The sequence below is a fragment of the Leclercia sp. 29361 genome (assembly GCF_011290365.1).
Taxonomy (GTDB): domain Bacteria; phylum Pseudomonadota; class Gammaproteobacteria; order Enterobacterales; family Enterobacteriaceae; genus Enterobacter; species Enterobacter tamurae.
On the sequence record NZ_CP049786.1, the window covers coordinates 3,514,695 to 3,537,729 of the forward strand.

A 23,035-nucleotide genomic window follows, 5' to 3' on the forward strand; every position below is an offset into this window, starting at 1 on the left:
GGTTGCCGTTTTGCTTTTACCTCGTGATCCATAACGTCGGCCAGGAGTCGGGTCCATGCCAGTTATCGCAGCTCGGCTCTTCGGCGTAACGCACCAGACGGAAACGCTGGCCGGTAAAGCGCCAGCGCGTCTGGATCCCGCAGTCGGCAATCCCGCGCCCCAGGGCCAGGGTGGTCAGCTCGCGGCTCTTCTCATCGAAGCTGGCGTTCATCAACTCCATCTCGCTGCTGTCGCTCGACGGCACAAACGGCAGGCGCAGGCGCACCAGATGGGAAGCAAACGGCTTTTTGCGCGACACCAGCCAGGCCAGATCGACGGTGTTATACGCCCCGGCCTCGCAGCTGACGATCAGCAGCGCTTTGTCATCGGTTAAGGCGGTGACCCGCACTTCACGACGCGTCGGATCGAGAGAACACTGGCTGCTGTTGATGCGCCAGGTGCCATAGTCGGTAAGATCGCTGCGCTCCTCACGGGTCAAGGGTGTGGGGGTCGGATTGACCACCGCCACCTCTTTCAGGGCTGGTGCGGGCGGGACGCTCAGTGGCGGCTGCGCGCCTTTGTTGATCCACGCGGTTTCACTCCCGCCACGCTTCTGCTGGGCGTCAATAAACTGCAGCGCCTCTTTCAGTCCATCAAGGGAGATAACCTGCTTGCCATCCGCGAGGGTGATGGCCTTTTTTTGCTGAAGGGTGGTCAGCAAGGCGGTAATGGTGGCGGTATGATCGGTAGTCAGACGCCAGGAGGTAACCTGCCAGTGCGGGGGAGCAAGCTGCAGCGGCTCGCCGTCGAGCTGCAAGCGAGGCGCGATGGCGGGCGCTTTGGGATCGATTGTCGCCAGCCCACCGAGATCGATACGCAGCACCGCATCGGTTTTCGCCCCGGCGCTGCGGCTCAGGGTCATCACCAGCCCGTTATGCTCACCGGTATTGCGCGCAATGCAAAAGTTCTGGTTGTTGCAGGTCACCTGCCAGTCAGTAAACGACTGCTGAGCAGGTGCCGCCTGAACCAGAGATGCGGGCAGCACGCTGAGCATAAAGATAAGAAAAAGCCTGTGACGCATGAATAGCAGGATCCCGGAAGCAAAAACTGACAAACAGACCGTATCTTCCTGCTCAGGCCGGGCTTACTCAATCGGATTTATCGGATAGATTTATATAAAATACATCTTATTAAGGATAATAAGATCAATCCATTAACCCAGAACTGCGCAAATACTGTAAGAGTATCACCGTTTTGCCGTCCCGTATTTCACCCGATTGTACCATCAATAGCGCCTCGCTAAAGGGCAGCTCCAGGACCTCGATCTCTTCGTCTTCGATGCCGCCGCCCTTGCCCGCACGTTGGGCATCGCTGTATTCCGCTACGAAGAAATGGACGATTTCCGTCACCCCACCGGGAGACATGTACAGCTCAAACACCTTACGCGCCTCACCGACAATAAACCCGGTCTCTTCGATCGCCTCTTTGCGAATGCAGACTTCCGGCTCATCGTTATCCAGCAGCCCGGCGCAGGTTTCAATCAAGCGTCCGTCGGGATTGCCGTTCACCCAGGTGGCGATACGGAACTGGCGGATCAGCACCACGCTCTGCTTCGCAGGGTTATAGAGCAGGACCGTGGCACCGTTACCGCGATCGTACACTTCACGTTTGTGGCGCACCACTTCGCCGTTACGTCGCGTCAAATCGTAGGTCAGGTTGCGCAGAATGAAATAGTTATCCGAGAGGCACTTGTCTTTAATCAGTTCAATTTTCAAGGTTATACGGGCTCCGTTGCGCGTCATGGGAGTCATTTTACGCTGTGAAGCCTGCGTTGTCGTCCGTCGGGTTAATGCGCGGCGGGCGCATTAACCCCGAGCCAGTCGACGATGCCCTGGGCGGCGTGTCGCCCTTCCGCCATCGCGGTGACCACCAGATCGGCACCGCGCACCGCGTCGCCCCCGGCAAAGATCTGCGGGTTGCTGGTCTGATAGCGGTAGCGCGACTCGACGCTGGCGGCGATCCGCCCCCAGTCATCCACCTCGACGCCCTGCGCCTGTAGCCAGGGCATGGCATGCGGGTTGAAGCCAAAGGCCATGATCACCGCATCGGCAGGCATCACAAACTCGCTGCCCTCGATGGGCTCCGGGCGACGGCGGCCCTGGGCATCCGGCTCACCCAGCCGGGTGCGCAGCAGGCGAATACCGTTAACCCGCCCGGTCTCGTCGAGGGTCAGCTCCACCGGTTGAACGTTGAATTCAAAGGCGGCTCCCTCTTCCCGGGCATTTTTGACCTCTTTTTTCGAGCCCGGCATGTTGGCTTCGTCCCGGCGGTAGGCGCAGGTCACGCTGGCAGCCCCGTGGCGCAGCGCGGTGCGTACGCAGTCCATCGCCGTATCGCCCCCGCCGAGCACCACCACGTTCAGCCCGGCGGTATCGACAAAGGGCTCTTCCTCCGACGACGGCAGCCCCATCAGCTGCCGGGTGTTGCCCACCAGGAACGGCAGGGCATCGTAAACGCCGGGTGCATCCTCATGGGGAATGCCCGCTTTCATCGAACGGTAGGTGCCCACCCCGACAAACAGGGCATCGTATTCGCTGAGCAGCTGCGCCAGCGGGATATCTTTACCCACCTCACAGTTGAGCACGAAGCGGATGCCCATCGCCGTGAAGATTTCCCGACGGCGGGCCAGCAGGGATTTATCCAGCTTAAAGGCCGGAATGCCGAAGGTGAGCAGGCCGCCGATTTCCGGGTGGCGATCGAAGACCGTGACGCTGACCCCGCGACGGATTAACGCATCGGCGCATGCCAGTCCGGCGGGCCCAGCCCCGATAATGGCGACCTGCTTATTGACCGGGGTAACATGGCTCAGATCGGGCCGCCAGCCTTTGGCCAGCGCCTGGTCGGAGATATAGCGTTCGATATTGCCGATGGTCACCGACCCGGCAACGTCGCGCACCGTGCAGGCGCCTTCGCACAGTTTATCCTGGGGGCAGACCCGGCCGGTTACCTCCGGCAGGCAGTTGGTCTGATGGGATAACTCTACCGCGGCGTCGATATCCCCAGCCTTGACGCACTCAATCCACTGGGGAATGTGGTTGTGCAGCGGGCAGGTCCATTCACACACTGAATGCTCCCCGCAGGTCAGGCAGCGGTCGGCCTCACGCTGGGCCTGCGCCGGGCGGAACGGCAGATAAATTTCGTTGAAATTACCCGCTCGTGCTTCGGGCGCCAGTTTATCCGGCTCGCCGCGGGCGGTCAGGGCAAACATCCGCTCGCGCTTGCTGAGCTCCCGGGGAGTGGTCGCCGCCCCGGTCTGCCACGGCTGCGCCTCATGACGCGCCGTGCGTACCTGCCGCGTGCGGGCCAGCTGGTTCAGAGTATCGGGCGTAACGCGCGTCAGGGCATCCGCCGGGCAGTTCGCCACGCAGGCCGGGCCCTCGGGGCGATCCAGACACAGATCGCATTTCTGCGCGGTGGTGGTGACGATCTCCATGGTGCCAAACGGGCAGGCCACCACACAGGCTTTGCAGCCGATACATTGCTTCGCGTCAACCTGCACGCTGTCGCGCATCCGGCTGATGGCCCCGTTCGGGCAGCTCTGGATGCAGGGGGCATTTTCACAGTGGTGGCAGGTGACGGCGCTGTGTGTGTTGCCCTCTTTCACCACGGTGATACGAGGGGTAAAATGGCGCGCGCTGAGGGCATGTTGTTCATTATGATGCGCCATGACGCACGCCACTTCGCAGGCACGACATCCAATGCAGAGCTGGCTGTTGGCCATAATAAAATGATTCATCACGGTTCCCCTGCTGGGCTGAATAACCTTATTCTTTGTATGAATAATGTATTTACCCACCGCAACGGATTCAGGCAATGTTCAATTGCCCAGGAACGCGAACTATTTCGCCTGAACCTGTGTCAGATCAATTAATTTCATTCCTGATGAAATTACGTTTCATTCCCTCCGCGGAAACGCTTATCAGGTCTGTATCGTATTAGCTCAGGACGCGATTTGTGATTGTAAAACAACCGGTTTCACGCAGCCTTGCCCGGGCCTTTTTCGCCATCATTGTGCTGTCGCTACTGACCAGCGCCATCGCCCTGTTTACTCTCGCCAGCAGTCAGCGCGACGCCGAAGCGATCAACCTGGCAGGGTCATTGCGCATGCAGAGCTATCGCCTGGGTTACGATATGCAGCGGGGCAGCGCCGATCTGCTGCCCCATCGCCAGACCTGGCAGCAAACGCTGAACGCCCCCGCCCTGCTGACGCTGAAAAGCTGGTACGTGCCGGATGAGGTTCAACAGCATTATCACCAGCTGCAGCTGGCGTGGCACGGGGTAAGCGAGAAGCTCGATCAGGGCGATTACGCCTGGTATCAGAACCATATGGATGAGTATGTGGCGCGTATTGACGCCTTTGTCCTCTCCCTGCAGCATTACGCCGAACATAAAATCCAGCTGGTGTTCGCCATCTCCTTTGCCGGCGGGATCGGCATCATCCTGCTGGCATTCAACACGCTGCGGCGGATCCGCCGGCAGGTGGTCGCCCCGCTCAATCATCTGGTCGCCTCCAGCCTGCACATCGAACAGGGCCGGTTTGATACCCCGGTCCCGGATACCGATCTGCCGAACGAGCTTGGTCTACTTTCCCGCACCTTTAACCATATGGCCACCGAGCTGCACAGCCTGTATCGCTCGCTGGAAATCTCGGTTGAGGAGAAGACGCACCATCTGCACGAGGCCCACCAGCAGCTGGAGATGTTGTTTACCTGTTCGCAGGAGATGAACACCAGCAAGATCGACAGCCACTGTTTCCGTCATATCCTGCAAACCGTGCGCGAATACACCGGAATTACCTGGCTGGCGCTGCATACCAGCGACGGCTGGAAAATGCAGGAGGGCGAGGCCGCCGAACACCTTGAGACGCAGGTGCTGCCGGTCATTATGCTGGAGACCCGCTTCGGTGAGCTGCGCTGGCAAAGCGGGCAGCGCGCCGTTCCGATCCCACTGATGAAAAACGTCGCCACCATGCTCGGGCGTGGCCTCTTCTCCAACCAGGCTCAGAAGCACTACCACCAGCTGCTGTTGATGGAGGAGCGCGCCACTATCGCCCGCGAGCTGCACGACTCGCTGGCGCAGGTGCTGTCGTATCTGCGTATCCAGCTGACGCTGCTCAAACATACGGTGCCGGAGGAGAACGAGCCGGCGCAGGCGATCATTACCGATTTCTCCCGGGCGCTGAATGCCGCTTACCGCCAGCTGCGCGAGCTGCTGACCACCTTCCGCCTGACCCTGAATCAGGCCAACCTCCCCGCCGCGCTGCAGGAGACGCTGGACGATCTGCAGAAGCAGACCAGCGCAACAGTGCGCCTCGACTGTCGGCTCTCCTCCCTGGCGCTGGACGCCCAGATGCAGGTTCACCTGCTGCAGATTGTGCGCGAGGCAGTGCTGAACGCCATCAAGCACGCCCAGGCCAGCGATATTCAGGTCAGCTGCGTTACCGCCCCGGACGGCAGCCATACGGTGAGCATTCGCGACGACGGGATTGGAATTGGCGACGCCAGCGAGCCGCCGGGTCACTACGGTCTGAACATCATGCGCGAGCGCGCCGACAGGCTCGGAGGCACCCTGCACTTCTCCCAGCCACCCGGCGGAGGGACGCAGGTCAGCGTCTGTTTCCGCTCGTCAGCCGGTACCGAGGGTAAATAACGGTAAAATCAGGGGGGAATGTCACCGCTCAACCATGGGGATGGGCAATACTCACCGCTTCAGGATAATCGCGCGGATAAAGCGCATGATAATTTACATTATCTCCTTTATTTCTCCACGTTTGGCATCCGCCTTGCCGCTAGAGTGATGCGGGCAATGTACAATGACGACGCGCAGCAAAACGAGGTCTTATTTTAATGGCGAATTTTTTCATCGATCGCCCCATTTTTGCCTGGGTGCTGGCAATTCTGTTGTGCCTGACCGGCACGCTGGCCATTTTTTCCCTTCCTGTTGAGCAGTATCCGGATCTGGCTCCGCCTAACGTGCGGATCACGGCTAACTATCCGGGGGCCTCCGCACAGACCCTTGAGAATACCGTCACCCAGGTGATCGAGCAGAACATGACCGGCCTCGACAACCTGATGTACATGTCCTCCCAGAGTAGCGCTACCGGGCAGGCGACGGTCACGCTGAGCTTTACCGCGGGCGCTGACCCGGATGAAGCGGTGCAGCAGGTGCAGAACCAGCTCCAGTCCGCGCTGCGTAAGCTGCCGCAGGCGGTGCAGAATCAGGGCGTGACGGTGCGTAAAACCGGCGATACCAACATCCTTACCATCGCCTTTGTCTCCACCGACGGGTCGATGGATAAGCAGGATATCGCCGACTATGTCGCCAGTAATATTCAGGATCCGCTCAGCCGCATCAACGGCGTGGGGGATATCGACGCCTACGGCTCGCAATACTCGATGCGCATCTGGCTCGATCCGGCGAAGCTGAACAGTTTCCAGATGACGGCAAAAGACGTCACCGACGCCATCGAATCGCAAAACGCGCAGATTGCGGTCGGCCAGCTGGGCGGTACGCCGTCCATTGATAAGCAGGCGCTGAACGCCACCATCAACTCCCAGTCGCTGTTGCAGACCCCCCAGCAGTTCCGCGATATCACCCTGCGCGTCAACCAGGACGGCTCGGAAGTGCGGCTGGGTGATGTCGCTACCGTGGAGATGGGCGCGGAGAAGTACGATTACCTGAGCCGCTTCAACGGCAAGCAGGCCTCCGGTCTGGGGGTCAAGCTGGCCTCCGGGGCCAACGAGATGGCCACGGCTGAACAGGTCATCAGCCGCCTCGATGAGCTGTCGCACTATTTCCCCCACGGGCTCGAATACAAAATTGCTTACGAAACCACCTCTTTTGTGAAGGCTTCGATTGAGGATGTGGTGAAAACCCTGCTGGAAGCCATCGCCCTGGTGTTCCTGGTGATGTACCTGTTCCTGCAAAATTTCCGCGCCACGCTGATCCCGACCATCGCGGTACCGGTGGTGCTAATGGGCACCTTCACGGTGCTGTACGCCTTTGGCTATAGCATCAACACCCTCACCATGTTTGCGATGGTGCTGGCGATAGGCCTGCTGGTGGATGACGCCATCGTGGTGGTGGAGAACGTCGAACGTATCATGAGCGAAGAGGGGCTCTCCCCGCGCGAGGCGACGCGAAAATCGATGAAGCAGATCCAGGGGGCGCTGGTGGGGATTGCCATGGTGCTGTCGGCGGTGTTTGTGCCGATGGCCTTCTTTGGCGGCACCACCGGCGCGATCTACCGCCAGTTCTCCATCACCATCGTCTCAGCGATGGTGCTGTCGGTGCTGGTGGCGATGATCCTCACCCCGGCGCTGTGCGCCACCCTGCTTAAACCGCTGCATAAGGGTGAGCAGCACGGCCAGAAAGGGTTCTTTGGCTGGTTCAACCGTATGTTTAACCGCAACGCCGCGCGCTATGAGGCGGGCGTCGGGCGGATACTGCATCGCAGCCTGCGCTGGGTGCTGATCTACGTCCTGCTACTGGGCGGCATGGTGTTCATGTTCCTGCGTCTGCCCACCTCGTTCCTGCCCCTGGAAGATCGGGGCATGTTCATCACCTCGGTGCAGTTGCCCAGCGGCTCTACCCAACAGCAGACCCTGAAGGTGGTCCAGCAGGTCGAGCAGTACTTCTTCACTAAAGAGAAGGATAGCGTGCTGTCGGTCTTTGCCACCGTGGGCTCTGGCCCCGGCGGGAACGGGCAGAACGTGGCGCGTATGTTCGTGCGCCTGAAAGACTGGGATGAGCGCGATGCCAAAACCGGCAGCTCGTTCGCCATTATCGAGCGCGCCACTAAAGCCTTCAGCCACATTAAAGAGGCGCGGGTCTTCGCCAGCAGCCCACCGGCGATCAGCGGGCTCGGCAGTTCGGCAGGTTTTGATATGGAGCTGCAGGATCACGCCGGGGCCGGACATGTGGCGCTGATGGCCGCGCGCGACCGCCTGCTGGAGCTGGCCGGGGAAGATCCTTCCCTCACCCGCGTGCGTCACAACGGTCTGGATGACAGCCCGCAGCTGCAGATTGATATCGACCAGCGTAAGGCGCAGGCACTCGGCGTGGACATTGACGATATCAATGACACCCTGCAAACCGCGTGGGGATCGAGCTATGTGAACGACTTTATGGATCGGGGCCGCGTGAAAAAGGTCTACGTGCAGGCGGCGGCCAAATATCGCATGCTGCCGGACGATATCAACATGTGGTATGTGCGTAACAAAGATGGCGGTATGGTGCCCTTTTCGGCCTTTGCCACCTCGCGCTGGGAGACTGGCTCCCCACGTATGGAGCGCTACAACGGCTATTCGGCGGTAGAGATTGTCGGTGAGGCCGCGCCGGGCGTGAGTACCGGTACGGCGATGGATTTGATGGAAAATCTGGTCCAGCAGCTGCCTGCCGGTTTTGGTCTTGAGTGGACTGCGATGTCCTATCAGGAGCGCCTCTCCGGTGCCCAGGCACCGGCGCTGTATGCTCTGTCGCTGCTGGTGGTGTTCCTCTGTCTGGCCGCCCTGTACGAGAGCTGGTCGGTGCCGTTCTCGGTGATGCTGGTGGTGCCGCTGGGGGTGATTGGCGCCCTGCTCGCCACCTGGATGCGTGGGCTGGAGAATGACGTCTACTTCCAGGTCGGGCTGCTAACGGTTATTGGCCTGTCCGCGAAGAACGCCATTCTGATTGTTGAGTTTGCTAACGAGATGAATGAGAAAGGTCAGGAGCTGATGGCAGCGACCCTTGATGCCTGTCGTCAGCGCCTGCGCCCGATACTGATGACCTCGCTGGCGTTTATCTTTGGCGTGCTGCCGATGGCTACCAGCTCTGGCGCGGGATCGAGCAGCCAGCACGCGGTGGGAACCGGGGTGATGGGCGGGATGATCTCCGCGACTATCCTCGCCATTTACTTTGTTCCGCTGTTCTTTGTGCTGGTCCGTCGACGTTTCCCGTTAAAGGAACGACAGAAATAAGATGTTGAAAATGAAAAAGGCGTCCTTACCGGCCGCCTTTTTTGTGTGTTTATTTTCACACTATAGTTATTTAGCTAATTAAGTGCTCTTGCATTTCTTCCTGAATGTCATTTACGAAGCATGCCTTCGATAAAATCTTTCCAGTTCCCCAGTTCACGTTCAATCATAACTACCTCTCTTATTATTATGGCCATTCTACGAGAATATATCATCATTGTGAAGACTTTTTAATCAGCTCTTCTGCTCTACCCCCGTTGGTACGACTGGCTTGTAGATAATATGGGTCCAGTCCGATAAATTTTATGTGACCAACTGCAACATTTTGAAATAACCTTGATTAACGATGAAAAAATTAATTAGCGACTGTTCTTACACGACTTTTTAGCGCCTGGACTTCTATGCGATAAAGATGAAATAATATTCATAACCTGTACGTTATTTATGCCAGGCATGGATATAAAATAATGTCATAAAACAAATGTGTTATATTTCCGCAATTGTTGAAGCTTCGAAAATACTGAGCAACTGGCCACTATTAAGACAAAAGGATTCACCATGATCACCCTGTACGGCATCAAAAATTGCGACACCATCAAAAAAGCCCGCCGCTGGCTGGACGATAATCATGTCGATTACCGGTTTCATGACTATCGCGTCGACGGTCTGGATGCTGATTTAATGCAGAAGTTTATCGCTGAGCTGGGCTGGGAAGCGCTGCTGAACACCCGCGGCACCACCTGGCGCAAACTGGATGAAAATCACCGCGCCAGTATCAATAATGCCGACAGCGCCGCTGCCTTAATGCTTGAAATGCCAGCAATCATCAAACGCCCATTGCTCTGGGCGCCCGGTAAGCCTATGCTGCTGGGTTTTAACGAAAACCAATACCAAACCTATTTTATTGAGGTGTAGTCTATGTCATGCCCGGTCATTGAGCTGACTCAGCAGCTTATTCGCCGCCCCTCCCTGAGCCCGGATGATGCGGGTTGTCAGGCGCTGATGATCGAACGCCTGCGGGCGATTGGTTTTACCGTCGAACCTATGGATTTTGGCGATACGCAAAATTTCTGGGCCTGGCGCGGTCAGGGCGAAACGCTGGCGTTTGCCGGACATACTGATGTGGTGCCAGCCGGTGACGCTGACCGCTGGATCAATCCCCCTTTCGAACCAACGATCCGCGACGGCATGCTGTTTGGTCGCGGCGCGGCCGACATGAAAGGTTCCCTGGCAGCGATGGTGGTTGCCGCCGAACGTTTCGTGGCGCAATACCCGAACCATAAAGGCCGTCTGGCGTTTTTAATCACTTCCGATGAAGAAGCCAGCGCCAAAAACGGCACCGTGAAGGTAGTGGAAGCGCTGATGGCGCGCAACGAACGTCTGGATTACTGCCTGGTGGGCGAGCCGTCCAGCACTGAGGTGGTGGGTGACGTGGTCAAAAATGGCCGTCGCGGCTCGATGACCTGTAACCTCACTATCCATGGCGTGCAGGGGCACGTGGCCTATCCGCATCTGGCCGATAACCCGGTACACCGCGCCGCGCCAATGCTCAACGAGCTGGTGGGGATCGAGTGGGACAAGGGCAACGACTATTTCCCGCCGACCAGCATGCAGATTGCCAACATTCAGGCCGGCACCGGCAGCAACAACGTCATCCCCGGCGATCTGTTTGTACAGTTTAACTTCCGCTTCAGTACCGAACTGACCGACGAGATGATCAAAGCCCGCGTCGCGGCCCTGCTGGAGAAACACCAGCTGCGCTACAGCGTGGACTGGTGGATTTCCGGCCAGCCGTTCCTGACCGGCCGCGGGAAGCTGGTGGATGCGGTGGTTAACGCTATCGCGCACTATAATGAAATTAAACCGCAACTGCTGACCACGGGCGGCACATCCGACGGACGCTTTATTGCCCGTATGGGTGCACAGGTGGTCGAACTTGGGCCGGTGAATGCCACCATTCATAAAATCAATGAATGCGTGAATGCCGCTGATTTGCAGCTGCTGGCCCGTATGTATCAACGTATCATGGAGCAACTCGTCGCCTGACGGTTGCCCTGAAGAAGGATAAGCGAATGGACTGGCTGGCTAAATACTGGTGGATTTTGGTACTGGTTTTTCTGGTAGGCGTGCTGCTGAACGTGATCAAGGATCTCAAGCGCGTTGACCATAAGAAATTCCTCGCCAACAAACCTGACCTCCCCCCACATCGTGACTTTAACGACAAGTGGGATGATGAAGACGACTGGCCGAAGAAGGACCAGAAGAAGTAATGTCTTAACCCTCTCCCCGCTGGGGAGAGGGTTAGCCCTCATAAAAACTCAACAATGCCGTCGTCGTTCGGCTTACCGCCGCTGAGTACTTCATCGAAGTAGTGTTTCGGCACGGTAAAACGCAGATGATCCAACGCAAACTGCATACTGCGCTCGTCAATGGCGTGTCCCAGATCGTCAACAATATCCAGCGTCACATCGCCGCCCGCGCGGATCAGCGCTTCCTGACCGGCAACCGCATGGGATAGCTCAATGACGTGATCCTCCCCGCCGTGGATCAGGTGGATCGTAGTCGCCGTATTCGCCCGTTCCGGCAGGGTCGCGTAGCGGCCATTGAACGCAATCACCCGCGAGGCTAACCCCGGCTCGGCTTTCACACTCTCCAGCGCCATGATCGCCCCTTGAGAAAAGCCGATCAGCGCGGTGGCATTCGCGCCAACACCGCTTTGCTGCTGCCAGTAACGCACCGTCCCGACAAAGGTCGGCATGATCGCATCCACCCGCTCCTGACGGCTCTCTTCAGTCACGCCCTGCACCGAAAACCACTGCCGACCATCGGGGCCGCACGGCTCTGCGCCGCCCACGCTGACCACCAGAGCATCAGGAAACAGAGGCGCAAACCAGCTGCCAATCTGCGCCATATTGGCCGGGTTATCGCCGACGCCATGAAACAGCAGCAGTAGCTGTTTAGCCGGACGATCGGGGCTCTGGACAACAAAATGGTCATGTTTCATGGCAGTCTCCTTATTTGATAAGCGGGATTCTACGCCTGACAGGCAGAATGAACATGCCAGTTTACTGATGAAGTCATTGAAAAAATTGCCATTGCAAAACGGTATGCTTCAGCTTCTGGCAGCGTTCGCTGTCCAGCTGTGTCAGCGCCTGGCCCGTCTCGATACGCAGCTGGCTCAGCAGGGCTTTGCGTCCGCTGAGGCCTAACGCGCGACTCAGGTCGCTGTCGTCCAGCCCCTGTTCGATTTTGCCCCGCACGCCTGCCAGCGACAGATCCGTCGCCTGCAGCAGTCGCGTCAGGCTGGCCACCGCCGCCGTAAAGGGGCGGTGCGCAAAGGCAAACCCAGCCAGATCCAGCCAGTCATCATCATTAAGGGTAGCCTCACCAGCGGGCGCTACCGGGATCTTTTCACCATTCCAGCGTTCAATGACTGGCGCATCGCGACAGAGCCGCTGCTGCTCGCGCTGGCACAGCGCCTGCCCCGCCGGGCTAAGCGGCAGCATCGCCATCGCCGTATAGCAGCCGCTGCTGGCCTCGCGGTGGCTGCCCATACGCACCAGCACAAAGCCACAGTGCTGCCAGAAGCGCCAGAGTTCCTCGGTATAGCCGAAGCTGACGGACAGATAGTCGATATTCTCCTGCTGGCGGGCGGTGGCAATCAGCGCCCGGCCAATGCCCTCACGCTGGCGAGCGGGATGGACCGCAACGCGCGTTACCCGCCGGGCGGTAAGGGTGGCGGCCTGCGGGGAGCCGCCGTGAGCGGCCAGCGACTGCGCCACCAGATTGCCGCGTGGACGGCGGTAGCCCGCCCACACCGCCTGGCTGAGCGCCGGGCTCAGCCCCCCCTCCTCCACCAGCCACAGCGCGCCGCAGACGTCATCAGCCGTTCGGGCGACGGCAAAATGCTGCCCCGGGGCATCCATCATCCGCCGCAGATCAAGCGGTGAGGTCCGGTAGTGCGCGGCACAGAGCAATTTATAGACCGCCGCCGGAAGGTCAGGATCACGGCTCCAGGCCTCCTGCTCCAGCGGAGCACAGACGATCTCCCCCTGTGGGAGGCGCTCGTCGGGTTCGTCATCGAACAGCAACACCTCGGCGATAATACGCTCCAGCGGGCAGCCCGCGGCCCAGCGCACCGGTTCACTCAGGGTGAAGTAACGCAGCCCGGCAAAGCGGGCGCAGAATTTCAGCAGGAATCCCCTGCCGGTGCCCTCATAACCCTGCACCGTGGTGGTTAGCAGCACCCGGGGGAAGCGCGTCACCAGCCGCGCCAGAAGCGGGCCGGGGATCGCCGCCGCCTCATCAACGATCAGCCAATCGGCGCGCTCGTCCGAAGCCAGCAGCGCGTCCGGGGCCATAAAGTGATAGCGGTCGCCACCGAAGCGGGCGATAACCTCCGTCGCCGCTCTGGCGGGTGCCGTGACAATGGCGTGGCCTGCAATGCGTTGCAGCAGCATGCCCGCCAGCGCCGACTTTCCACGACCGCGCGCGGCGGTCACGGCGGCGATCCCTGCGGGCATCGTCGTCAATCGGGCGAGGATCGCGGCCTGCTCCCGCTGCGGCTCACCGCTGGCCGGGTGCCAGTCGGGGGCAGGCAGGGTTTGCAATCGGGGAAAAGAGGCGCCCTGCTGCCAGAGTAAAACCTGCGGGTCGCGCGTGATATGTCGGCAGAAATGTTCAGTAAAGCGAGGAGTGGGGATTGGCTCTGGCCTGTCGCTCCAGCGCAGCGAATCCTGGTCGGGCAGCTCCGGCCAACGTGCCAGGGCTGGGGTGAGTAAAACCAGTATACTTCCGGCCCGCAGCGTGCCGCCGACGGCCGCAAAGGCCGAGACATCGAAGCCCTGGCGGGCATCGAAGATGGCGTGGAGAAACTCGCGGCCCAGCAGCTGATTCAGCGCCTGGGGTGAACAGGACGGGAGCTGGGGGGCGTCGTCGCCAACCCACAGCCAATCTCCGGGATGTTCTTCTTTCAGCAGCAGCGCCTGCTGCTGCGTCCATGTCTCATCCCCGCTCAGCACCAGTAATCGCCGGTGCCCCTCCCGCGCCAGTTGTTCCGGTAACCCGGATAAATTCATCCCTGACATTGAGAATTACATAGCCTTACCGAAGGTATTGCACTGGGCAGGATCGCCGCCGTCAAAGCCTTTTTTGAACCAGCTGTAACGCTGTTCTGAGGTCCCGTGAGTAAAGCTGTCCGGCACCACGTGTCCCTGGCTCTGCTGCTGCAAACGATCGTCGCCAATCGCCTGCGCGGCGTTAAGCGCCTCTTCCAGGTCTCCCGCCTCCAGCACGCCCTCCTGCTGCATATTGTGGCCCCAGACCCCGGCAAAGCAGTCAGCCTGCAGCTCCATACGCACCGACAGCGCATTCACTTCGCTCTCGCTGGCATTCTGCTGAAGCTGGCGAACCTTTGGCTCAATGCCGAGCAGTTTCTGCACGTGATGGCCCACTTCATGGGCGATGACGTAGCCCTGGGCAAAGTCGCCGTCGGCGCCCAGCTTGCGTTTCATGTCATCGTAGAAGGAGAGATCGATATAGACGGTGGCATCGGCAGGACAGTAGAACGGCCCCATCACCGATTGCCCGGTCCCACAGCCGGTACGCGTGGCACCGCGGTACATCACCAGCTTCGGCTGCTGGTAGGTGCGACCCATTTTGTCGAACAGCTGACCCCAGGTATCTTCCGTGGTGGCCAGGATCACCGAGGTGAATTTCGCCGCTTCATCTTCATTTGGACTGATGGAGCGCGTCGCCTGCTGCTGCTGCGGCATCGGTTGCCCGGTGAGTAACCCGCTCAGGTCGACCCCGTAGTAACCTGCTACCACGACCACCAGCAGAATAATGATACCGCCCTTTCCCCCCGGCAGCCGGAAGCCCGGCCCACCCATTGACGGACCACCGCTACTACGTCTGTCATCTATATTGTCGCTTCCACGACGCCCTTGCCAGCGCATAACCACCTCGAAATTATCATCTTAATAATAAATATGATCGTAGGCGGTTCGGGGCAAGATTACCACTGGAAACAAAGGTGAGATGCCAGAGGAACAGAGGTTCCCCTGGCGACAGGACGGGATTAGTCGAGTTTAACACCCAGACGGTGGGCAACGGCTTCGTACGCTTCAATCACACCGCCCAGGCTTTGGCGGAAGCGGTCTTTGTCCATTTTATCCAGCGTCTCTTTGTCCCACAGACGGCTGCCGTCCGGGGAGAATTCATCACCCAGAACCACCTCGCCTTTATACAATCCGAATTCCAGTTTGAAGTCGACCAGGATCAGGCCGGCGTCATCAAACAGCTTCTTCAGCACGTCGTTGGCTTTGAAGGTCAGCTCCTGCATGCGCGCCAGGTTCTCTTTGCTCACCCAGCCAAAGGTTTCGCAGTAAGATTCGTTAACCATCGGATCGTGCATGGCGTCGTTTTTCAGGAACAGGTCGAACAGCGGCGGGTTGAGCTCGATGCCCTCTTCAATACCCAGACGCTTCACCAGGGAGCCTGCGGCGCGGTTACGGACGACACATTCCACCGGTACCATATCCAGCTTTTTCACCAGACATTCGGTATCGGACAGCAACGCTTCCATTTGCGTAGGGATGCCCGCTTCTTCCAGCTTGCTCATAATGAAGTGGTTGAACTTGTTGTTCACCATCCCTTTACGGTCAAACTGTTCAATGCGCGCGCCATCTCCTGCTGACGTATCATTGCGGAACTCGAGCACCAACAGATCCGGGTTCTCCGTGCTGTATACGGTTTTCGCTTTGCCACGATACAACTCAGCTTGCTTCTGCATCTTCATTACTCCTGGTGTGATGATTTGTGTTCAAAACTGGAGATATTATGCCACGCACACGTTTGCGTAGCACGAAAATAAAAAGGGCTGGATTCACCAGCCCTCTTTTTTTATTTGCTGAATGCCGCCTGGAAGACAGCGACCAGCGCATCGTTCTGCGACTGGGTCAGGGTGTGACCTTTCGGATCGATAAACTGCAGGCTGCTACGGTTGTCCAGATCGCCGACCTGAAGCTTGTAGTCGCCGGAAGCCAGACCCGGATCGCGTGCGCCCAGCGCTTCCCAGCTGCTGTCAGACAGCGGCTTGTAGGTCACCGCCATGCTGCCGGTCGAGCGGGTGCTGTCGGTCACTTTCATGCCGACGCGCTCAAGCGTGGCAGGCAGACGCTGCCAGACCTGGTTGAACGGACCACGTACGACAAGCATTGGCAGACCGGTTTCGTCGGCAGCGCTCTGCACGTCGAAGGTTGCGCCATTGCGGCTCTGGGCAGCATTGGCAGCGTCGGTTGCGTTTTTGTCGAGGCCCGCAGCGATGGTGTTAAGCATCTCGGTGCTGTAGCGCTGCAGGGAAGCGGCATCGGAGACGGGCTTGCCTGCCTGCTCGAGGTTCAGCAGCTTAACCACGACCGCCTGCTGGTAACCCTGAGGTTTAACAGAGACTTGATAACGTCCACGGTACTGTTGATCTTCATCCAGACGGGACCATTCGATCCAGTCTGTCGACAGCGTCTGGCTGGCGTCATCGCGTTGCGTGATTGTGTAGTTCTTCGACTGAATCACGCTGACAACCTGCGGCCACAGCGCGGCATTACGCGCGCTCTCAACCTGCAGCGTCGCGGTATCGCCGGTGAACTGAGTACGCGCCCCGCTTACTAACGCCAGAGGCTGTGCTGGCGGACGGATATCAAGCGCTTTGCCTACCGCGCCGCTCCCGTTGGTGACCGGAATGTTATAGTCGCCATTTTGAACGGGCAGGATCATGCCAGCGGGCGCATGAAGTTCAGCAAGCGGCGCAGCATCCAGATAGGATTCGTCACCGCTCACCTGGCGCTTGTAGCGTGAATCTGAGCTACAGGCCGCGAGCAGCATAACAAGCGAAACACCCGCAACCTTCACCAGGCGCGACTTCTGTACTGAGTAAGCCATCAAATCTCCCTAAACTTTACAGCAGACCGGCATGCTTCAGCGCGCCAGTGACCGTTTCGCGACCGTGGTCGGTAATCGGGGTCATCGGCAGGCGCAGCGTATCGGTCGCTACAAGTCCCAACTCCTTACATGCCCATTTCACTGGGATCGGATTGGGTTCGACAAATAATTTGTTGTGCAGCGGCATCAGACGCTGGTTAATCACGCGGGCTTCCTGGAAATGACCGGCAGCCGCCAGTTTACACATTTCAGCCATATCGCGGGCTGCAATGTTGGAGGTCACGGAAATTACCCCGTGGCCGCCGAGCTGCATAAAGTCCAGCGAGGTCGCATCATCACCGCTCAGCAGAATAAAGTCGTCTGAAACCAGCTCTTTGATCTGATGAACACGGCTTAAGTTCCCGGTCGCCTCTTTAATACCGATAATATTTTTTACTTTCGCGAGACGGCCAACCGTTTCTGGCAGCATATCGCAGCCAGTGCGCGACGGCACATTATACAGGATTTGTGGCAAGTCAGTATGTTCAGCGATGGCTTTGAAATGCTGGAACAGACCTTCCTGGGTCGGACGGTTGTAGTATGGCGTTACCGTCAGGCAACCGACCACACCCGAGTCGTTGAAGCGCTGGGTCAGGCTGATGGCTTCAGCGGTCGCGTTGGCGCCCGTACCGGCGATAACCGGGATACGCCCGTCAGCCAGTTCGAGGGTCATCATGACCACTTCGCCATGCTCTTCATGGCTCAGCGTTGCAGATTCACCGGTAGTCCCTACCGAAACAATCGCCGAGGTTCCGCTGGCGACATGATAATCAATCAGTTTCTTCAGGCTTGACCGGCAGACATTACCTTTCTCATCCATCGGTGTAACAAGCGCAACAATACTTCCCGTGAACATGGGCCATCCTCTGTGCGTGCAAGAGCCTCAATGGTACGTTTGGTGCTGTAATAAAAGCAAGGGACATGAGGCCTCCAGGTTATTGTATGCCGGTTTTTTTTATGCTTTCCTTAGAAAGACTAAACCATGCAAAGGAAGAACCGGTTTGACAACATCATCACAACATTACCTGGTTATCACTGCGCTGGGTGCTGACAGGCCGGGGATCGTAAACACCATTACTCGCCACGTCAGTAGCTGCGGCTGCAACATTGAAGACAGTCGTCTGGCGATGCTGGGGGAAGAGTTCACCTTCATCATGCTGCTTTCCGGATCGTGGAATGCCATCACCTTAATTGAATCGACCCTGCCGTTAAAAGGCGCAGAGCTGGATCTGTTAATCGTGATGAAGCGCACCACCGCACGTCCGCAGCCAGCGTTGCCGGCAACCGTCTGGGTCCAGGTGGAAGTGACTGATTCCCCGCACTTAATCGAACGCTTTACCGCCCTGTTTGATAGCCATCAGATGAACATTGCCGAGCTGGTCTCCCGTACCCAGCCGGGCGAAGGCCACACTATCCCTAAACTGTTTATCCAGATCACCGCGCACAGCCCGGCCTCTCAGGATGCATCAAATATAGAGCAAGCGTTCAAAGCCCTCTGTACAGAATTAAATGCGCAAGGCAGTATAAACGTCGTCAATTATTCCCAGCATGAACAAGACGGAGTTGAGTAATGAATCCACTGAAAGCCGGTGACATCGCACCGAAATTTAGCCTGCCCGATCAAGACGGCGAGCAAGTAAATTTAACCGACTTCCAGGGACAGCGTGTTCTGGTCTACTTCTACCCGAAAGCCATGACGCCAGGCTGTACCGTACAAGCGTGCGGTCTACGTGACAACATGGATGAGTTGAAGAGCGCGGGCGTGGAAGTGCTGGGTATCAGTACCGATAAGCCTGAAAAGCTGTCTCGTTTTGCCGAAAAAGAGTTGCTGAACTTCACGCTGCTCTCCGACGAAGACCATCAGGTCTGCGGTGAGTTTGGCATCTGGGGTGAGAAAACCTTTATGGGCAAAACCTACGACGGTATCCACCGCATCAGTTTCCTGATCGATGCCGAAGGTAAAGTTGAACATGTGTTTGATGACTTCAAAACCAGCAATCACCACGACGTGGTATTGAACTGGGTGAAAGAGAACGCCTGAAGGTAAACGCAAAACGGCAACCTGAGTTGCCGTTTTTAGTGTTTGCACCCTCTCCCCGTGGGAGAGGGTTGGGGTGAGGGCATCAGTCCGCACAAAACCCGTAGGCCCGTGCAAGCGTTAGCGCCGCCGGGCAACAGATTACTCCTCAACCGCCGGCACATCCGGCCAGGCATGAACCACCGCTTTAATCAGCGTTGCCAATGGGATGGCAAAGAACACCCCCCAGAATCCCCATAACCCGCCAAAAATCACCACCGAGAGAATAATGACTAACGGGTGCAGGTTGACCGCTTCCGAGAACAGCACCGGCACCAGCAGGTTACCGTCCAGGCCCTGAATAATCAGATAGACTGCGAAACAGCTCCAGAACTCGGTGCCCAGACCAAACTGGAACAGCGCCACGCCCACTACCGGAATGGTGACCACGAAAGCCCCGATATACGGGATCAGCACCGAGAAGCCCACCAGCACCGCCAGCAGCAGCGAATAGTTAAGACCAAAGATGAAGAAGCCAATCCAGGTGGCTATACCGACAACGATCATCTCCAGCACTTTGCCGCGGATGTAGTTGGTGATCTGCTGGTTCATCTCCTTCCATACCTGCCCTGCCAGGCCACGGTTACGCGGCAGCACGCGGCGCACTGCGTTAAGCATCTGCTCTTTGTCTTTGACCAGGAAGAAGACCATCAGCGGCACCAGCACCAGATAGACCGCCAGCGTCAGCAGGCCCACCAGCGACGCGAGGGAGAATTTCACCACCGTGTCCCCCATCGTCATGATGCGGGTACGCATGTTTTCAGCCATCGCATCAATAATGCCCGCATCCATCAGAGCCGGATAACGACGCGGCAGGGTGGCGGCAAAATCCGAGAGCTTGCTGAGCATGCCAGGCATATCGCGAATCAGGTTGATCCCCTGCTGCCAGGCAATCGGCAGCACCACAAAGGACATCACCAGCAGGATACCGACAAAAAAGACCAGTACGATGATGCTGGCCCAGCGGCGGGAGCAGCCGATATTTTCCAGCCGGACCGTCGGCCACTCCAGCAAATAGGCGAGCACAATCGCCACCAGCAGCGGGGCCAGCAGCCCGCTAAAGAAGAAGAGGATGCCAAATCCGGCAACCAGAATAACCAGCAGCGCAATGGCCTCCGGATCGCTAAAGCGTCGGCGGTACCACTGCATTAATAACTCGAGCATGCAACCTTCCCTGAAGATGATGGCTGGACGTAAAAGGTGAATTGTATCGGAGAGTCAATGAAAAGACTTTCGCTTTTTCTTGCTCTGTCACAAAACGCAAAAGCCTGAAAAGAGGGATTTTCTTATCGCCCTGACGCGGCTACACTCGCAGAGCAGCCCCAGGTGAACGATATGCGGGTTATTCGGTCAAATTAGCACACCCCCCAGACAGGACAGAGGTTATGTTCAGGCAGTTGAAAAAAACGTTGGTTGCGACGCTCATCGCTGCGCTGGCCGCCGGCCAGATGGTGCCTGCGTTCGCTGACTCTGCAGAATCATTGCCGGACATGGGCACCTCGGCAGGCAGCACGCTCTCCATTGGTCAGGAGCTGCAGATGGGCGACTATTACGTGCGCCAGCTGCGCGGCAGTGCGCCGCTGATTAACGATCCGCTGCTGGTGCAGTACATCAACTCCCTGGGAATGCGCCTTGTCTCCCATGCGGATTCGGTGAAAACCCCTTTCCACTTCTATTTAATCAATAACGATGAGATCAACGCCTTCGCCTTCTTCGGCGGCAATGTGGTGTTGCACTCGGCGTTATTCCGCTACGCCGATAACGAAAGCCAGCTGGCCTCGGTGATGGCGCACGAAATTTCCCACGTCACCCAGCGCCACCTTGCACGCGCGATGGAAGATCAGAAGCGCAGCGCCCCGCTCACTTGGGTGGGCGCGCTGGGCTCCATTCTGCTGGCGATGGCCAGCCCGCAGGCGGGGATGGCGGCGCTGACCGGTACGCTGGCGGGTACGCGTCAGGGAATGATCAGCTTTACCCAGCAGAATGAACAGGAAGCTGACCGCATCGGTATACAGGTGCTGCAGCGCTCCGGGTTTGACCCGCAGGCGATGCCGAACTTCCTCGAAAAGTTACTCGATCGGGCGCGCTACTCCTCGCGTCCACCGGAAATTTTGCTGACCCACCCTCTGCCAGAAAGCCGTCTGTCGGATGCGCGTAACCGTGCTAACCAGATGCGTCCGGTAGTGGTGCAGTCCTCGGAAGATTTCTACATGGCGAAGGTCAGAAGCCTCGGCATGTACAACTCCGGGCGTAACCAGCTGACCAACGATCTGCTGGACGCGCTGGCGAAAGGCAACGTGCGTGAACAGCGCGCGGCCCAGTACGGTCGGGCGTTACAGGCGATGGAGGCCAGCAACTATGATGAGGGCCGCAAGAACCTGCAGCCGCTGCTGACCGCAGAGGCCAACAATGCCTGGTATCTCGATCTGGCCACCGACATCGATTTAGGGCAGAAAAAAGCCCAGGATGCGATTAACCGTCTGAAAGGCGCCCGGGAAATACGCACTAATCCGGTCCTGCAACTCAACCTGGCGAATGCTTATTTACAGGGCGGACAGCCGCAGCAAGCCGCGCCCCTTCTCAACCGCTACACCTTCAGTAATAAAGACGATCCTAACGGTTGGGATCTGCTGGCCCAGGCGGAAGGCGCCCTTGGCCATCGCGATCAGGAGCTGGCGGCCCGCGCCGAAGCTTACGCCCTGGTCGGACGCCTGGATCAGGCTATCTCCCTGCTGAGCAGCGCCAGCTCGCAGGTGAAACTCGGTAGCCTGCAACAGGCCCGTTACGATGCCCGCATCGATCAGTTGCGCCAGCTGCAGCAGCGCTACCGTCCGTATGAAAAGATGTAAAGGAGAAGAGATGTCTGACGCGGTTACGATCTACCACAACCCTCGCTGCTCAAAGAGCCGCGAAACACTAGCCCTGCTGAAATCCAACGGCGTTGAGCCGCAGGTGGTGCTCTATCTGGAGACGCCGCCGGATGCCGATACCCTGCGCACGCTGTTAAGCCAGCTGGGCATGAGCAGTGCCAGAGCGTTAATGCGCCAGAAAGAGGAGCTTTACAAAACGTTGGGCCTCGCTGATAGCGCGCTCACTGAAGAGGTGTTAATTCAGGCGATGGTGGATAATCCGAAGCTGATCGAGCGCCCGATTGTGGTGGCAAACGGTAAAGCACGTATTGGCCGTCCACCTGAACAGGTGCTGGAGATTGTGAAGTAAGTAAAATGGCCCGGTAGCCTGCGTGCGCCGGGCCTACAGATTGAGGATATCTTTCACAAAGGGAATGGTGAGCTTTCGCTGGGCGGTGATAGATGCCCGATCCAGCTGATCGAGGGTCACAAACAGCGTACGCATCTCGCGATCCAGCCGTTTTAACAGAAAACGTCCCACGTCTTCCGGCAGTTCAAACCCCCGCAACCGCGCCCGCAGCTGCAACGCCTGCAATTTATCTTCATCGGAGAGCGGCTGTAATTTGTAGATCTGCCCCCAGTCGAGGCGAGAGGCCAGATCGGCCAGCCCCAGGTTTAACTGACGCGGTGGACGATCGCCGGTGATCAGCAGCCGGGTTTTCCCGGACTCCAGAATGCGGTTGTAGAGATCAAAAATCGCCATCTCCCACAGCTCATCCCCCGCCACGCATTCGATATTGTCGATGCAGACCAGCGACAGCTGTTCCATCCCATCGAGCACTTCCGGCACAAACCAGGTACGCTTATCCAGCGGCACATAGCCGACCGCATCCCCGCGCTGCGAGAGTTCGGCACAGGCGGCATGCAGCAGATGGCTGCGCCCCGCGCCTTCGCGTGACCAGATATAGATGTAACCGCTGTGCTCCTGGCGCAACACGTTTTGCAGTGCAGCCAGTAAAGAGGGGTTATCACCCGGCCAGAAACTCGCGAAAGTTTCGTCGTCGGGAAGATAAAGTGGCAAAGAGAGCTGTGCCGGTGCGTTCAGAAATACCTCAACCAGGTCTTACTCGGAATCG

The 23,035-nt window shown here is 58.2% G+C and carries 21 protein-coding genes; 9 read left to right on the top strand and 12 right to left on the bottom strand.

The window, feature by feature from the left end; translation table 11 throughout:
* Positions 1 to 16: 16 nt before the first annotated feature.
* From G7090_RS16910 to aegA, 3 genes are all read right to left on the bottom strand, one after another.
* Positions 17 to 1,060, bottom strand: a complete 1,044-nt coding sequence (locus G7090_RS16910) for a DUF1176 domain-containing protein (protein ID WP_166183286.1) — start codon at positions 1,058 to 1,060, stop codon at positions 17 to 19.
* Positions 1,061 to 1,184: 124 nt separating this feature from the next.
* Positions 1,185 to 1,760, bottom strand: a complete 576-nt coding sequence (gene nudK / locus G7090_RS16915; protein WP_106994734.1) for a GDP-mannose pyrophosphatase NudK — start codon at positions 1,758 to 1,760, stop codon at positions 1,185 to 1,187.
* 65 nt (positions 1,761 to 1,825) lie between these two features.
* Positions 1,826 to 3,775 carry a formate-dependent uric acid utilization protein AegA gene (gene aegA, locus G7090_RS16920; RefSeq protein WP_166183288.1) on the bottom strand — a complete coding sequence of 650 codons (1,950 nt, stop codon included), beginning with the start codon at positions 3,773 to 3,775 and terminating at the stop codon, positions 1,826 to 1,828.
* 218 nt (positions 3,776 to 3,993) lie between these two features.
* Between aegA and narQ the strand changes: the two genes are divergently transcribed.
* Together narQ and acrD are read left to right on the top strand one after the other, a co-directional pair.
* The gene (gene narQ, locus G7090_RS16925; RefSeq protein WP_166183290.1) at positions 3,994 to 5,688 is read left to right on the top strand and encodes a nitrate/nitrite two-component system sensor histidine kinase NarQ; all 1,695 of its coding nucleotides are present in this window, start codon (positions 3,994 to 3,996) and stop codon (positions 5,686 to 5,688) included.
* 197 nt (positions 5,689 to 5,885) lie between these two features.
* Positions 5,886 to 8,999: a multidrug efflux RND transporter permease AcrD gene (gene acrD, locus G7090_RS16930; RefSeq protein WP_166183292.1), complete on the top strand. Its 3,114-nt coding sequence runs from the start codon at positions 5,886 to 5,888 to the stop codon at positions 8,997 to 8,999.
* A 107-nt stretch (positions 9,000 to 9,106) separates the two neighbouring features.
* On the opposite strand, the gene ypfM is transcribed toward acrD, so the two are convergent.
* Positions 9,107 to 9,166, bottom strand: a complete 60-nt coding sequence (gene ypfM, locus G7090_RS16935) for a protein YpfM (protein ID WP_015572204.1) — start codon at positions 9,164 to 9,166, stop codon at positions 9,107 to 9,109.
* Positions 9,167 to 9,554: 388 nt separating this feature from the next.
* Between ypfM and G7090_RS16940 the strand changes: the two genes are divergently transcribed.
* From G7090_RS16940 to G7090_RS16950, 3 genes are read left to right on the top strand one after another with little or no spacing between them, the layout of a single operon-like run.
* A complete protein-coding gene (locus tag G7090_RS16940) occupies positions 9,555 to 9,911 on the top strand; it encodes an ArsC family reductase (protein ID WP_166183294.1) in 357 nt (118 codons plus the stop codon).
* A gap of 3 nt (positions 9,912 to 9,914) precedes the next feature.
* Positions 9,915 to 11,042, top strand: a complete 1,128-nt coding sequence (gene dapE, locus G7090_RS16945; protein WP_166183296.1) for a succinyl-diaminopimelate desuccinylase — start codon at positions 9,915 to 9,917, stop codon at positions 11,040 to 11,042.
* Positions 11,043 to 11,068: 26 nt separating this feature from the next.
* A complete protein-coding gene (locus tag G7090_RS16950) occupies positions 11,069 to 11,266 on the top strand; it encodes a YpfN family protein (protein WP_095453344.1) in 198 nt (65 codons plus the stop codon).
* 38 nt (positions 11,267 to 11,304) lie between these two features.
* Here the strand turns inward: G7090_RS16950 and ypfH are convergent, their stop codons facing one another.
* The 6 genes from ypfH to dapA form a co-directional block, all read right to left on the bottom strand.
* Positions 11,305 to 12,000, bottom strand: a complete 696-nt coding sequence (ypfH, locus tag G7090_RS16955; protein ID WP_166183298.1) for an esterase — start codon at positions 11,998 to 12,000, stop codon at positions 11,305 to 11,307.
* Between the two features lie 73 nt (positions 12,001 to 12,073).
* Positions 12,074 to 14,074: a tRNA(Met) cytidine acetyltransferase TmcA gene (locus G7090_RS16960; protein WP_371811842.1), complete on the bottom strand. Its 2,001-nt coding sequence runs from the start codon at positions 14,072 to 14,074 to the stop codon at positions 12,074 to 12,076.
* A gap of 15 nt (positions 14,075 to 14,089) precedes the next feature.
* A complete protein-coding gene (locus G7090_RS16965) occupies positions 14,090 to 14,953 on the bottom strand; it encodes a neutral zinc metallopeptidase (protein ID WP_166183302.1) in 864 nt (287 codons plus the stop codon).
* A 122-nt stretch (positions 14,954 to 15,075) separates the two neighbouring features.
* Positions 15,076 to 15,789 (bottom strand): phosphoribosylaminoimidazolesuccinocarboxamide synthase, encoded by a 714-nt coding sequence (gene purC / locus G7090_RS16970; protein WP_032613044.1) that lies wholly within the window; start codon positions 15,787 to 15,789, stop codon positions 15,076 to 15,078.
* Positions 15,790 to 15,899: 110 nt separating this feature from the next.
* Complete coding sequence (gene bamC / locus G7090_RS16975; RefSeq protein WP_106994640.1) at positions 15,900 to 16,934, bottom strand: outer membrane protein assembly factor BamC; 1,035 nt, start codon at positions 16,932 to 16,934, stop codon at positions 15,900 to 15,902.
* 16 nt (positions 16,935 to 16,950) lie between these two features.
* The gene (gene dapA, locus G7090_RS16980; RefSeq protein WP_166183304.1) at positions 16,951 to 17,829 is read right to left on the bottom strand and encodes a 4-hydroxy-tetrahydrodipicolinate synthase; all 879 of its coding nucleotides are present in this window, start codon (positions 17,827 to 17,829) and stop codon (positions 16,951 to 16,953) included.
* Between the two features lie 145 nt (positions 17,830 to 17,974).
* On the opposite strand from dapA, the gene G7090_RS16985 reads away from it, so the two are divergent.
* Positions 17,975 to 18,544, top strand: coding sequence for a glycine cleavage system transcriptional repressor (locus G7090_RS16985; RefSeq protein WP_207630081.1), 570 nt, complete (start codon positions 17,975 to 17,977; stop codon positions 18,542 to 18,544).
* Entirely contained in the window at positions 18,544 to 19,014 is a 471-nt protein-coding gene (bcp, locus tag G7090_RS16990; protein WP_166183306.1) for a thioredoxin-dependent thiol peroxidase, read from the top strand. The genes G7090_RS16985 and bcp overlap by 1 nt, the downstream gene beginning before the upstream one ends.
* A 138-nt stretch (positions 19,015 to 19,152) precedes the next feature.
* On the opposite strand, the gene G7090_RS16995 is transcribed toward bcp, so the two are convergent.
* Positions 19,153 to 20,214: an AI-2E family transporter gene (locus G7090_RS16995; RefSeq protein WP_106994636.1), complete on the bottom strand. Its 1,062-nt coding sequence runs from the start codon at positions 20,212 to 20,214 to the stop codon at positions 19,153 to 19,155.
* Positions 20,215 to 20,435: 221 nt separating this feature from the next.
* Between G7090_RS16995 and bepA the strand changes: the two genes are divergently transcribed.
* Positions 20,436 to 21,899 (top strand): beta-barrel assembly-enhancing protease, encoded by a 1,464-nt coding sequence (bepA, locus tag G7090_RS17000; RefSeq protein WP_166183307.1) that lies wholly within the window; start codon positions 20,436 to 20,438, stop codon positions 21,897 to 21,899.
* Positions 21,900 to 21,909: 10 nt separating this feature from the next.
* Complete coding sequence (gene arsC / locus G7090_RS17005; RefSeq protein WP_166183309.1) at positions 21,910 to 22,269, top strand: arsenate reductase (glutaredoxin); 360 nt, start codon at positions 21,910 to 21,912, stop codon at positions 22,267 to 22,269.
* Positions 22,270 to 22,302: 33 nt separating this feature from the next.
* Here arsC and G7090_RS17010 read toward each other — a convergent pair whose 3' ends face one another.
* Positions 22,303 to 23,004, bottom strand: a complete 702-nt coding sequence (locus G7090_RS17010; protein WP_207630125.1) for a DnaA inactivator Hda — start codon at positions 23,002 to 23,004, stop codon at positions 22,303 to 22,305.
* Between the last annotated feature and the right edge of the window lie 31 nt (positions 23,005 to 23,035).